The following is a 13165-nucleotide window of genomic DNA, read 5'->3' on the forward strand; positions in this document are numbered from 1 at the left end:
CGCGCGCCGTGGGGGGACCCGCTGGCGTCGACCGGTTGGTACGGCTACGCCTCCTCTCACCGCCGGGGGTGGGTGGAACGACCTCCTACCCCCGACAGCGAAACGCTAACTCCTGTTCGCCCGGCAGTCACCCCAAGTTGCCGAGACAGCCCAGGATTTTCCACAGCTCATACACCAACGGGTGAAACGGAAACACAGTCGGTTACGAGAGGTGTCTTTTTTGGGTCGCCGCGAGTACCGCGGCGACGCTCGGCACCCATCCGGTCGCACCCAGCGCCCTGGTCGCGGCGGCCAGGGTCACCCCGGTGGTGACGATGTCGTCGAGCAGCACCACGACCGGCGTACCGGCGGCACGGGCCCGACCCGCCGTGGCGCGCGGGCGGAAGGCGGCCTCGGCCGCCGCCGCGCGCCCGGCACTGTCCAGGCTCACCGAGTCGGGCCGGGGCAGCGCCCGCAGCGGACGGTGCACCCGCGCCGTCCAGCCGCCCTGGTCGAGCCGGGCCGCGCAGTGCCGGGCCAGCCGGTCCAGGTGGTCGCCGTAGCGGGAGCGGGCCGCCGCCGCAGTGTCCGGAACCGGGACCAGCGCCACCGGACGAGGCGCACCGACCGCCGCCGCGACAACCTCGGCGAGCAGTGCGCCGAGCGGGCGGGCCAGACCGTGCCGGCCGTGTTCCTTGTACGCCAGCAGAGCCTCGCGCAGCGGGCCGGCGTAGGGGCCGAGGGCGACGCAGGACGGCAGGCCCGGCGGCGCGGGCGTCGGGCGGACCGACCGGGGGCGCAGCGCACCAAGCGCCGCGGCGCAGGCCGGGCAGACCCCGTGCCGCAGGCCGGGCCGGCGCTCCCGACAACCCGCGCAGGTGGTGGGCAGCACCAGGTCGGCGAGGTCCGCCCAGAGGCCGGTCACCACGTCACCCGGTCAGTAGAGGAAGAACGGTGCCGACGGGTTGCTCGGTCGGACCCCGGCCGGGACCGGGGCGATGTCCCGGACCCGGTCCGGCTCGATCCGTTCGAAGGGGCTGCTGCGGTACGCCACCCCGTTCGCCTCGTACATGTACGCCCCGCTGGGCACCCGCACTGTGCGATTGGTCGGGTACGCGGTCAGATGGTTGACCTTGGCACCGAGGTCGGTCCGCAGCGGCGTCTCCAGGGCGCCGTCGACGCTGATCTCGTAGATCGCCGGCTGGCCGACGGACCCCGCCACCACCAGTTGGTCCTCGCTGCCCCAGTCGACAGCGGTGAGGGCGGTGAGCGAGGTGGCCACCTGCCGGGGTGGGCCGATGGAGACGCCGCCACCGTCCGGGTTCACCGCGGCGACGTAGAGCCGGCCACCGGCGATCAGCGCGACCCGCTGGCCGTCGAGCGCGGCAGCCACCGCGGTCACGCCGGCGGGCAGGTTGAGCGGGACCTGGTACATCCGCGCGCCCTCGTCGAACCGGTAGAGCTGCCCGTCGGCGACGACCAGGCCACGGGCGGCGCGGGCGTCGACAGTACGCAACCAGACCGGGCGACTCATCGCGGAGTATTCGGACGTGCTGCGGTTGAGGTCGGCGACCGGCGCGGCGCCCGTACCCACCGCCAGGCGGTGCCGGCCGGCGCTGCCGCCGGTGACGACCATCGCGGCGAGGACCCGCTGTTCCTTGGCCAACGCCAGGTCGGCGGAGACGATGCCGCGGTTGGCCCCGGGTGCCAGCGGCACGGTGCCGCTGAGTTCGCTGCCGAAGTCGAGCGGATGGATGGCGCCCTCGTACAGGCCGAACCGCTGCGGGCCCTCGGCGTTGGGGTAGAGCGGGTGGGTGTTGCGCCGCTCGCTCAGGTCCTGCACGGGCAGCGAGTTGTTGCGGATCTTCAACTCCAGCGCACCCGGGAGATCCCCGAGCGACCAGGCGATCTGCGTGATCAACTGGTCGATGCTGGTCTGGTCGTCGTCGGACATGTCCAGGTTGATCTCCCACCGACCGTTGCCGCCGGTGGCGTTGTTGATCAGCTCGGTGCGGTCGGGGAGCCCGACGACGCCCGGGCGCAACCAGTCGGAGGGGCCGCCGACCAGCCACTTCACCACCTCGTTGACCCGACGCTCGGCCGGCACCGCGAGCGGCCGGTAGCGCTGGTCGGGCACGAGCCGGGTGCCGTCCGAACTCCAAAAGTAGATCGACTCGTCCTGGTAGTAGCGACGAAGGGCGGCGTCGCTGAGCAGCAGCACGTTCGGCGGGTCGAAAATGTACAACCCGGCCCGCTCGTCGTTGACACCGCCGTCGAACGCCGCGCTGCGGATCCCGAACTCGTACTCCGTCTCGGTCGCCACCGGCGGTGCCAGGGTGCCGTTGGCCCGCAGTACGCCGATCTGCTGCACGGTGATCTTGACAGTGGTGGTCGAGTCGCTGTTGAGGGTGTAGACCGCCTCCCGCAGCCGCACCACGTTCAGCGCGACCTCGCTGCCCTTCTTCTCCTGCAGGCGGGACTTGTTCTCCGGGGCGACGAAGGCCTTGACCCGCTCGTACGCCCGATCCGGCTCGCCGGCGGCAGCGGACAGGAAGTTGCGGACGAACGCCTCGTTGACGCTGCCGCTGGCGGTACGCGTCGGCGGCTCGTTGCTCGGACCGTTCACCACGCCGGCCTCGGTAGCGGTCCCGCCCCTGCCGTCCACCCGAACGTCGGACGCCGCCGGGATGCCGCAGCCGCCACCCAGCAGCACCACGCCGAGCGCCGCGACCAGCGTCGGCCGTCTCATGAGCGCACCTCCGCCCGCTGTCCCTCTCCGGCCGGCGCCGGGTCGATCGCCAGTGCGCCACCGGTGCCGGGCCCGATGGCAAGCGGACCACGGTCGCGGGGGCCGCCGAACGGCAGCGCGGCGTCGGCCGGCACCAGGCGCAGCGGTGAGGTGGTCAGCCGGTCCCCCGCACGGGCCGGCAGCGTGAGCCGGAACTGCGCGCCCTGCCCGGGAGCACCCCACGCCTCCAGCCAGCCGCCGTGCAGCCGGGCGTCCTCCAGGCTGATCGACAGGCCCAGGCCGGTGCCTCCGGTCTGCCGCGCCCGGGACGGGTCGGCTCGCCAGAACCTGTTGAACACCAACTTCTCCTCGCCCACCTTGAGCCCCACGCCATGGTCGCGGACGGTGATCGCCACGGCGGTCTCGTCCACCCCGAGGGTGATCAGCACCGGCCGGGCCTCGCCGTGTTCGACGGCGTTGCCGACCAGGTTGCGCAACACCCGTTCGACCCGGCGCGGATCCACCTCGGCGATCACCGGCGTGCCCGGCAGGTCGAGTTCGATGGGTACGCCCACCCGCTCGGCCAGGCCAGCCAACCGGTCGACCACCCGGTGCACCACCGGCACCAGGTCGGTCGGCTCGGAGTCGAGCATGGCGAAGCCCGCGTCGAAGCGGCTGATCTCCAACAGGTCGGTGAGCAACTCCTCGAAGCGGTCCAGCTCGGCCTGGAGCAGCTCGGCGCTGCGGGCCACCGCCGGGTCGAACTCGTCGCGCTCGGCGAAGATCAGGTCAGCGGCCATCCGCACCGTGGTCAGCGGGGTACGCAGCTCGTGCGAGACGTCCGAGGTGAACCGGCGCTGTAGTCGGGACATCTCCTCCAGGCGCAGGATCTGCCGTTGCAGGTTGGTGGCCATCTGGTTGAAGGAGGCGGCGAGCAGCGCGAGGTCGTCCTCACCGTTGACGACCATGCGCTGGTCGAGCAGACCGGCGGAGAGCCGCTGGGCGGTCCGTGCGGCGACGCGGACCGGGTTGACGACCAACCGGGTGACGAGCGCGGCGAGCAGCCCGAGCAGGATCACCAGGGCGACCCCGGTGGCCACGACCGTGGCGCGGGCGTCGGCGGCGGTGACGTCCTGCCGGGTCAACGGCACCAGGTAGTAGAGCTCGATCTGGCCGAAGCGGGTGGGCACCGGTGAGCCGTACACCAGGTATTTGGTGGACTCGCCGGTGAGCCGCCCGGTGCGGATCTGGCTGGCCACCTTGCCGTCGGCGATCGCGGCCCGCAGCTCGGGGCTGATCAGCGCCTGGACGTTCGCCGACGGCGCGGTGCGGGTCTGGATGTCGTTGGGGTAGCCGTCGGCAGTGATCGCCACCACCACCCCGCTGGTCTGCTGGGGGTCACCGCCGGCCAGGTAGTTGACGGTGCCGTCGATGGTCTCCTGGAGCTGCGCCTCCTGCGCCTGACCGTAGAGGGAGACCTGCTTGGCCGTGTAGCTGGCACCGCTGATCACCCGCTGCCGGACGTCGCTGCGGGCGTTGTCGAGCAGGATGGTGGTGATCTTGTCAGCGATCAGGAACGCGAAGCCGCCGACCAGCAGGCTGGACGCGACCAATGTGATGGTCACGACCCGGACCTGTAGGGAGCGCCGCCAGGTCTGGTGCACCCGGGACACCACCCGGGCGGCCCGCCCGCTCACCGCGCGCCAGATCTCCCCACCGGCGCTGGGCCGGTGGGCTGCCGTGCTCGGGGAGGGTGGGGGCGGCGAGGTCGACACAGTGCGACCAGGCTATCCGGTCCCCGCCTTGTATCCCACGCCCCGCACGGTGAGGATGATTTCCGGTCGCTCCGGGTCCGGCTCGATCTTGGCGCGCAACCGCTGGACGTGCACGTTCACCAGGCGGGTGTCGGCCGCGTGCCGGTAGCCCCAGACCTGCTCCAGCAGCACCTCGCGGGTGAAGACCTGACGCGGCTTGCGGGCCAACGCGACAAGCAGGTCGAACTCCAGCGGAGTCAGCTTCACCTCCTCGTCGTTGCGGCTGACGGTGTGCGCGGGCACGTCGATGGTGATCTGGTTGTCGGGTGGCCCGATGGTGAGCATCTCGGGGGCCACGTCCTCGCCTCGGCGCAGCCGGGCCCGCATCCGGGCAACCAGCTCCTTGGGCTTGAACGGCTTGACCACATAGTCGTCGGCCCCGGACTCGAGGCCGAGCACGACGTCCACGGTGTCGCTCTTGGCGGTCAGCATGACGATCGGCACGCCGGACTCCGCCCGGATCGACCGGGCCACGTCGATACCGCTCATTCCGGGCAGCATCAGGTCAAGCAGCACGATATCGGGGCGACTGTCACGGAAAGCAGCCAACGCCCGTTCGCCGTCCGCCACGAACGAGGGCTGGAAGCCCTCGCTGCGCAACACGATGCCGAGCATCTCGGCGAGCGCGGGGTCGTCGTCGACCACCAGTACGCGGGCTCTCATGGGATTAATATTGCATCCTTATTCGGTTCGGTGGGACCGGCGTCCGCCGGTAACGCAGGGTGCCGCCGAAGAAGCGCTCGTCGCAATCCGGGCGGCGGCGCCACGTGCTGCGGAGCCTGGCACCCGGATGAGCCCCGGGCCCAGGCTGACACCATGATCCCCCGTCGAAGCCGCCCGGCGCCACCGCGGCTCGGGCCGGTCCCGCTGTCGCCAACCTGACCCTTGCTCAGCCGAAGAGCGCGCGCCCCCAGTGGTCCCCGCCGTCGCGTACTCCGGGCGGGCAGGCGAACACGCCGCTGGAGACGTGCCGCAGGTACTCGTTCATCACGTCGTGCCGCGCCAACTGGGTCTGGATCGGCACGAACTGGCGGCGCGGATCGCGCTGGTAGGCGATGAAGAAGAGCCCCGCGTCGAGCCGGCCGAGGCCGTCCGAGCCGTCGACGAAGTTGTAGCCGCGGCGCAGCAGTTGGGCGCCGTTGTTCCGGCTCGGGTGGGCCAGCGCCACGTGCGCGTGCTCAGCGATCATCGGCTTGCCGTCGCCTCCACGCGCGGCGAAGTCCGGCTCGTCGAACTCGTCGGTCCGGCCGAGTGGGGCGCCGCTGCCCTTGGTCCGGCCGACGATCTCCTCCTGCTCGGCCAGGGAGGTCCGGTCCCAGGTCTCCACCAGCATCCGGATCTTGCGAGTGACCAGGTACGAGCCGCCGGTCATCCAGTCCGGTCCGTCACCCGGCTGCACCCACAACTGGTCGCGCAGCAGGTCGGTGTCCTCGGCCTTGAGGTTGGCCGTACCGTCCTTGAACCCGAACAGGTTGCGCGCGGTGGCCTGGTCCCGGGAGGTCGACGAGGTACGCCCGAAGCCGAGCTGCGACCAGCGGACGCTCACCACGCCCATGCCGAGCCGGGCCAGGTTACGGATCGCGTGCACCGCCACCTGCGGATCGTTGGCGCACGCCTGCACGCAGAGGTCGCCGCCGGAGAGCTGCGGTTGCAGGGCGTCGCCGGGGAACTTCGGCAGTTCGGCCAGTGCGGCGGGCCGCCGGTCGGCGATGCCGAAGCGGTCCCGCCCGTCGGCGTCGCGGAACAGCGTCGGCCCGAAACCGATCGTCAGGGTGAGCTGCGACGGGGGCAGGCCGAGCGCCTCGCCGGTGTCGTCCGGTGGGGCCTCCGGCATCCCGCCGACCGCGCCGAGGATCCCGGCGTCGCGTCCCGCGGTCATCCGGGCGGCGGCGGCCGTCCACTCCTCGAGCAGCTCGACAAGCCGGGACCGGTCCTTCGTGATCACGTCGAAGGCGACGAAGTGCAGCCGGTCCTGCGCCGGGGTGACGATGCCGGCCTGGTGCTCACCGTGGAAGGGCACCGCCCCGGCCGGGTGGTCGCTCGCCGCCGCCGGGCCCTGGGAGCCGTTGAGCAGCGCCCCCGCGCCGGCCGCGACTCCGGCGACTCCGGCCACCCCGGCGCCGGCCAGGGTGATCGCCCGGCGCCGGGTCAACCTGCTCCCGCTCATCGACTCCACTCCTTCTGTCGGCCGGTCACTTCGCGACGGCTGCGGCGACCTTGCTGATCGGCTCGGCGAGCGCGTTGATCCCGTCGGAGAGCTCCTTGAGCTCGGCCTTGCTCAGTGCGGTGTGCAGCTTCCACCCGTCGCCGTCGCGGTGCTTGCCGAGCAGCGCCTCGACGTTGGCGAACTCGGTGTCCAACTGCGTGACCAGCTCCGGCGAGCGCTGCTGAAGGGCCGGGCGGAGGGCGGACACGGCGGCCTTGGAACCTTCGAGGTTCGCGGCGAAGTCCCACAGGTCGGTGTGCGAGTAGCGGTCCTCCTCGCCGGTGATCTTGCCGCTGGCCACCTCGTCGAGCAGTTCCTTGGCACCGTTGGCGAGCTGGAGCGGGGAGAGCTTCTCGGCGTTGGCCCTGGTCACGATCTCCTTGACGTCCACCAGCAGGCGGTCCGCGATCGGGCCGTCCTTGCTGATGTCGCCGGACTGCCAGAGGTCCTTCTCGATCCGGTGGAAGCCGGTGAACTCCATCCCCTCCTCGATGACCTCCTCGCGGCCATCGATCTTGGGGTCGAGGTCGCCGAAGATCTCGGCCACCGGCTCGATCCGCTCCCAGTAGGTGCGGGCGACCGGGTAGAGCGCCTTGGACTTCGGCACGTCACCGGCCTTGACCGCGGTGACGAACTCCTCGGTCTTGTCCAGCAGCGCGTCGGTCTGGCTCTTGACGTAGCGCTGGTAGTTCTCGGCCGCGCCGGCCAACGCGGCGTCGGCGGTGAGCGGCTGCGCCGACCCGCTGACCTTGAGCGCACCCCGGATGCCCTTGCCGCTCATCCCGGGCTTGCAGGCCGTCTGGTAGGTGCCGGCCGGCAACTCCACGTGCAGCTCACGGCTCAGCCCCGGGGCGATGTTCTCCACCTCGCCCATGACCCGGTCGCCGTCGGCGTACACGTAGAACTCCGTCACCTTGGCACCGGAATTGGTGATCTTGAAGGTGGCGGTGCCGGCGCCCAGGTCCGTGGTGCCGACCTCGCAGGCGGTGTCCGTCGCCTTGACCGCGATCGGCCCGCCGGCCGCGGCCGGGGTGTCCTTGTCGGCACCGGAGCAGGCGGTCACACCGGCCGTCGCCAGCACGCCGACGGCGGCCAGCGCGAAGAATCGGGTGGTACGCATCTGAGCTGTCTCTCCTCGTGGGTCAGGCCCGCTGCGGCGTGGCTGCCGCCTCGGCCTCGGCCTCGGTGCCGGTGTCGGCGCCGTGCTCGGTGACTGTGGTGGTCGCGGCGGGTGCCGGCTTGCGGCGGGCCGGCCGCAGGAACAGCAGGAGGACCGGCACGGCGTACCCGATCCAGGCGATCGTCTCCAGCACGGAGGGCGCCGGCGTCACGTTGAACATGCCGGCGAGCAGGGCCGCGTACCAGGTGGTCGGGTCGAGCGCGCCGGTGATGTCGAAGGCCAGGTCGTTCAGGCCAGGCAGGACACCGGCCTCCTGGAAGTCGTGGACGCCGTACTTGAGGATGCCGGCGGCGACCAGGATCAGCAGCGCGCCGGTCCAGGTGAAGAACTTGCTGAGATTGATCCGCAGGGCGCTCGCGTAGAGCAGCACGCCGAGCACCACTGCGGTGACGACACCACCGACCAACGCGAGCAGCGGCCCGCTGTCACCCGCCGCACCCTGGGCGGCCGAGTAGAAGATCAGCGCGGTCTCCAGGCCCTCCCGGATCACCGCGAGGAAGGCCATGCCGGCGACCGCGAACGAACCGACGGCGAGCGCCTCGGTCAGCTTTCCGCGCAACTCGCCGGCGATGGTCCGGGCCGCCCGGCGCATCCAGAAGATCATCCAGGTGACGAAGACCACTGCCGCGACCGAGGTGATCGCCTCGAACAGCTCCCGATCCTCGTAGCGCGAGAACAGCGAGGTCGACGTGTACTCGATGAGCCAGCCGAAGAGCACCGACAGCACCACGGCCAGGCCGACGCCCGCCCAGACCTGCGGAAGCCGGTCCTGGCGCTGCGATTTCACCAGGAAGGCGACCAGGATGCTGACCACGAGGGTGGCTTCCAGACCCTCCCGCAGGCCGATCAGGTAGGTGGCGAACATCCGGGCTCCGAGTTCATTAGGTACGCCTCAACTAACTTAGGCCAGGCATACCTTGCTCCTGCCCAGGATCCTCGTCAAGTTGTTCACGACAAGCTCACTCGACCCCGCGCTCAAGGCTCGGCCGACCGGCGCCGGGACGCACCCGTTCGGCTGTGCGAGGATGCCCGCCGTGAAGGGATTCCTGCCGTGGCTCGCCGTGCTGGCCCTGGTCCTGCTGCTCAGCGCGCTGCGCCTGCGGGCACTGGCCACCGTGGTGTCGCTCGGCTGGCTGCTCTGGTGCGTCTGGACCTGGTTCCGCCCCAGCCGCCGCGACTCCCGTCCGGGCTGACCCCGCCAGCTCCGTCGGATACGACGAACCGGGCCGGCTGCGAACAGCCGACCCGGTCCGGTAACGCGTCGATCAGTAGCGGTAGTGATCCGGCTTGAACGGACCCTCGGTCGAGACCCCCAGGTACGCGGCCTGCTCCTTGGTGAGCGTGCTCAGCTTGGCGCCGAGCGCGCCCAGGTGCAGCCGGGCCACCTTCTCGTCCAGGTGCTTGGGCAGCACGTAGACGCCGATCGGGTACTCCTCGGTCTTGGTGAACAGCTCGATCTGGGCGATCGTCTGGTTGGCGAACGAGTTCGACATCACGAAGCTCGGGTGCCCGGTCGCGTTGCCCAGGTTCAGCAGGCGGCCCTCGGAGAGCACGATGATCGCGTGCCCGTCGGCGAAGCGCCACAGGTCGACCTGCGGCTTGATGTTGATCCGCTCGACGTCGGAACGCTTGGCCAGACCAGCCATGTCGATCTCGTTGTCGAAGTGGCCGATGTTGCCGACGATGGCCTGGTGCTTCATCCGGGCCATGTGCTCGTTGGTGATGACGTCGAAGCAACCGGTGGCGGTGATGAAGATGTCCGCCTGCTCGACCACGTCGTCGAGGGTGGCGACCTGGTAGCCGTCCATCGCGGCCTGCAACGCGCAGATCGGGTCGACCTCGGTCACCACGACCCGGGCGCCCTGGCCGCGCAGCGACTCCGCGCACCCCTTGCCCACGTCGCCGTAGCCCAGCACCACTGCCATCTTGCCGCCGATCAGCACGTCGGTGGCCCGGTTGATGCCGTCGATGAGCGAGTGCCGGCAGCCGTACTTGTTGTCGAACTTGCTCTTGGTCACCGAGTCGTTGACGTTGATGGCCGGGAAGAGCAGGGTGCCCGCGCGGTGCATCTCGTAGAGCCGGTGCACGCCGGTGGTGGTCTCCTCGGTGACGCCCTTGATGCCGGCGGAGATCCGGGTCCAGCGCTGGCCGTCCTCGGCGAGCGAGCGGTGCAGCAGCTCCAGGATGACCGCGTACTCCTCGGAGTCGGCGGACTCGACCGGCGGCACCGCGCCGACCTTCTCGAACTCGGCACCCTTGTGCACGAGCAGGGTGGCGTCGCCACCGTCGTCGAGGATCATGTTGGGGCCCTGCCCGTCCGGCCAGGCGAGCACCTGCTCGGTGCACCACCAGTATTCCGGGAGGGTCTCGCCCTTCCAGGCGTACACCGGGACGCCGGCCGGGGCCTCGGCGGTGCCGTTCGGGCCGACGACGATCGCGGCGGCGGCGTGGTCCTGGGTGGAGAAGATGTTGCAGGACGCCCAGCGCACCTGCGCGCCGAGCGCGACAAGCGTCTCGATCAGGACGGCGGTCTGGATGGTCATGTGCAGCGAGCCGGTGATCCGGGCGCCGGCCAGCGGCTGCGCCTCGGCGAACTCGCGACGAATCGCCATCAGGCCGGGCATCTCGTGCTCGGCGAGCTGGATCTCCTTGCGCCCGAACTCGGCGAGCGACAGATCCGCCACCTTGAAGTCGCCGTCGGCGAGCGTGCTCGGCCGGGCCTCGGGCGTGCCGCTGGCGGACGCCGGGAGGGTGCTGGTCATGAAAGCTCCTGTCGAACGATGTCTGCGCCGACCTTCCACCTTACGCGCGTCGGCGACGGGCATCAGGCACGGTCCGCGGACAGCGCACGGGGCGGTCGGTGCTGGACGGACCTACCCGTCCATGCCCCGCCCGCCCCGTGCATCCCCCCGGTTTGGTTTCCCCCGCACGTTCTCGGACCGTCGTCGCGATAACGCTGCGTACTCATAGAGTCACACTCGGGCAACTCGTCGTCAAGCTATTCCGGAAAAGTCGGACTTGTGTCGTCGCTGGCGAGGGCCGGTCACTGATGTCCGGGGGTCGCCACGTACGCCTCGCCGTCGCCACTGATCCGCAGTGGCTCGCCGGCCGCGGTGCCGATCGCCGCCTCGCCGGACGCCAGCGTCACCGCTCCGGCGCCGTCGTCCACGGTGACCGCGCCACCGGCGCAGAGCACCACCCGGGGACCGGGCGACGGCAGCGTGACCGACGGCACCGCCGGACCCACCCGCACCCGGTGCAGCGCGAAGTCATCGACCGGTACGGGCCAGCAGTCCACACCTGGACCCACCGGCAACGCGGCTCGCACCGGCTCGTCGAGCACCTCGAAGCGGAGCACCCGCAGCAACTCGTCGACGTCCACCCGCTTCGGGGTCAGCCCACCCCGCAGCACGTTGTCACTGGCCGCCATGATCTCCACGCCACAACCGCTGAGGTAGGCGTGCAGGTTGCCGGCGGGCATCCAGATCGCCTCCCCCGGCACCAGCCGCAGGTGGTGCAGCAACAACGCCACGAGCACGCCCGGATCCGCCGGGTACGCCTTCGCCAGTCGGCGGGCCAACTCCGCGTCCGGGCCGTCGACAGTGGAGGCAACCACGCCAGCCAGCAACCCGTCGCGCTCGGCCACCGGCCAGCCGAGCAGCGTCCGTACCGCCGGGCGCAGCCCCGCCGGCCCGGTCCGCAACGCGTCGACCACCGGCGCCAACTCCGGTACGCCGAACGCGGCGAGCGCCTCGGCCGACTCCGCCGGATCCCGGAAACCGCACAGTGCCTCGAACGGGGTGAGAGCGACAAGCAACTCCGGCTTGTGGTACGGGTCGGAATAGTTGCGCTGCCCCGCCGGCAGCCCGGCCTCCGCCGCGTAGCCCGCCCGCGCCTGTTCGGCGTCCGGGTGTGCCTGCAGGCTCAGCGGAGCGTCGGCCGCGAGCACCTTGAGCAGGAACGGCAGCCGGCTGCCGAACCGCTCGGACACCCGCTGACCGAGCCACTGCCCCGGCTCGTCGCGCACCAGGTCGCAGAGGCTAACCCGCCGGCCGGCACGGTCCACACGTGCCGGAGCGCCCGGGTGGGCGCCCAACCACAGCTCCGCCTCCGGCCCCGGGCTGGGCACCACCCGACCCTGCAGGAGGGCGAGGGCCGAGCGGGAGCCCCAGGCGTAGTCGCGAATCGGTCCGTAGAGTGGCTCCACAGGTCAGCCCCCAGGCCGCCCGGCCGCCTCGCCCGCCACGTCCTGCGGCACGGCGGTGTCGGCCGCCGCGCCAGTGCCGGCCTCGGCGGCGGCGACGCTGTAGACGTCCGGCTCCAGGTAGATCACCCGGGCGATCGGCACCGCGGCACGGATCCGCGCCTCCACGGCGTTGATGCCGCGGGCCAGGTCGTGCGCGCTCTCCCACTCCGGCACGGCGATCTTCGCGGCCACCATCAGCTCCTCCGGCCCGAGGTAGAGCGTCTTCATGTGGATGATCCGCTCCACCTCGGGGCCATCGGTGATGGCTCGCTCGATCACGGCAAGGTCGGACGGCTCAGCGCCCTCACCGAGCAGCAGGCTCTTCGTCTCGATGGCCAGCACGATCGCGATGACCACCAGCAACACACCGATCATGGCGGTGCCGGCGGCGTCCCACCTACCGTCGCCGGTCATCAACGTCATGCTGACGCCGAACAACGCGAACACCAGACCGACGAGCGCGCCGAAGTCCTCAAGCAGCACCACCGGCAGCTCGGGCGCCTTGGCCCGGCGGATGAAACGCACCCAGGACTGGCTGCCGCGGATGTGGTTGGACTCCTTGATGGCGGTCCGGAAGGAGAACCCCTCCATCACGATCGCGGCCAGCAGCACGACCACCGGCACCCACTGCCAGGAGTCGATGCCGTGCGGGTCGTGCCACTTGTGGTACGCCTCGTAGAGCGCGAACAGGCCACCGATGCTGAACAGCACGATGGACACGATGAACGCGTAGATGTAGCGCTCACGCCCGTACCCGAACGGGTGTTCCGGGGTGGCTGCCCGCTTCGCCCGCTTGCCGCCGAGCAGCAGCAGACCCTGGTTGCCGGAGTCGGCGACCGAGTGGATCGACTCCGCAAGCATCGACGACGACCCCGTCAACAGGAAGGCGACGAACTTGGTGACGGCGATGCCGACGTTGGCCAGCAGTGCGGCGACAATCGCCTTCGTCCCGCCGTTCGCGCTCATGCCGCCGCTCCGCTTCGTCGCACGAAGCTGACCGGTCCGCGCATGC

Annotated in this window: 11 protein-coding genes; 1 reads left to right on the top strand and 10 read right to left on the bottom strand. The window is 70.9% G+C overall.

Annotated features, from left to right (window positions below; genetic code table 11):
* Positions 1-202: 202 nt before the first annotated feature.
* From AB0B85_RS09180 to efeU, 7 genes are all read right to left on the bottom strand, one after another.
* Complete coding sequence (locus AB0B85_RS09180; RefSeq protein WP_357405242.1) at positions 203-904, bottom strand: ComF family protein; 702 nt, start codon at positions 902-904, stop codon at positions 203-205.
* A gap of 12 nt (positions 905-916) precedes the next feature.
* Positions 917-2728 carry an LpqB family beta-propeller domain-containing protein gene (locus AB0B85_RS09185; protein WP_357405244.1) on the bottom strand — a complete coding sequence of 604 codons (1812 nt, stop codon included), beginning with the start codon at positions 2726-2728 and terminating at the stop codon, positions 917-919.
* The gene (mtrB, locus tag AB0B85_RS09190) at positions 2725-4482 is read right to left on the bottom strand and encodes an MtrAB system histidine kinase MtrB (protein ID WP_357405246.1); all 1758 of its coding nucleotides are present in this window, start codon (positions 4480-4482) and stop codon (positions 2725-2727) included. The genes AB0B85_RS09185 and mtrB overlap by 4 nt, the downstream gene beginning before the upstream one ends.
* Positions 4483-4494: 12 nt before the next feature.
* The gene (gene mtrA, locus AB0B85_RS09195; RefSeq protein ID WP_110564421.1) at positions 4495-5184 is read right to left on the bottom strand and encodes an MtrAB system response regulator MtrA; all 690 of its coding nucleotides are present in this window, start codon (positions 5182-5184) and stop codon (positions 4495-4497) included.
* A 226-nt stretch (positions 5185-5410) separates the two neighbouring features.
* Positions 5411-6688, bottom strand: coding sequence for an iron uptake transporter deferrochelatase/peroxidase subunit (gene efeB, locus AB0B85_RS09200; protein WP_357405248.1), 1278 nt, complete (start codon positions 6686-6688; stop codon positions 5411-5413).
* 25 nt (positions 6689-6713) lie between these two features.
* On the bottom strand, positions 6714-7847 hold the full coding sequence (gene efeO / locus AB0B85_RS09205) for an iron uptake system protein EfeO (RefSeq protein ID WP_357405250.1): 1134 nt from the start codon (positions 7845-7847) through the stop codon (positions 6714-6716).
* A gap of 22 nt (positions 7848-7869) precedes the next feature.
* Positions 7870-8772: an iron uptake transporter permease EfeU gene (gene efeU / locus AB0B85_RS09210; RefSeq protein WP_357405252.1), complete on the bottom strand. Its 903-nt coding sequence runs from the start codon at positions 8770-8772 to the stop codon at positions 7870-7872.
* A gap of 169 nt (positions 8773-8941) precedes the next feature.
* Here efeU and AB0B85_RS09215 point away from each other — a divergent pair, with 169 nt between their 5' ends.
* Entirely contained in the window at positions 8942-9100 is a 159-nt protein-coding gene (locus AB0B85_RS09215; protein WP_357405309.1) for a hypothetical protein, read from the top strand.
* Between the two features lie 72 nt (positions 9101-9172).
* On the opposite strand, the gene ahcY is transcribed toward AB0B85_RS09215, so the two are convergent.
* From ahcY to AB0B85_RS09230, 3 genes are all read right to left on the bottom strand, one after another.
* The gene (ahcY, locus tag AB0B85_RS09220) at positions 9173-10669 is read right to left on the bottom strand and encodes an adenosylhomocysteinase (RefSeq protein WP_357405254.1); all 1497 of its coding nucleotides are present in this window, start codon (positions 10667-10669) and stop codon (positions 9173-9175) included.
* A 281-nt stretch (positions 10670-10950) separates the two neighbouring features.
* Positions 10951-12114, bottom strand: coding sequence for a mannose-6-phosphate isomerase, class I (gene manA, locus AB0B85_RS09225; protein WP_357405256.1), 1164 nt, complete (start codon positions 12112-12114; stop codon positions 10951-10953).
* Positions 12115-12117: 3 nt separating this feature from the next.
* Positions 12118-13119 (bottom strand): cation diffusion facilitator family transporter, encoded by a 1002-nt coding sequence (locus AB0B85_RS09230; RefSeq protein WP_357405258.1) that lies wholly within the window; start codon positions 13117-13119, stop codon positions 12118-12120.
* Between the last annotated feature and the right edge of the window lie 46 nt (positions 13120-13165).

The organism is Micromonospora sp. NPDC049044 (assembly GCF_040649215.1).
Taxonomy (GTDB): Bacteria; Actinomycetota; Actinomycetes; order Mycobacteriales; family Micromonosporaceae; genus Micromonospora.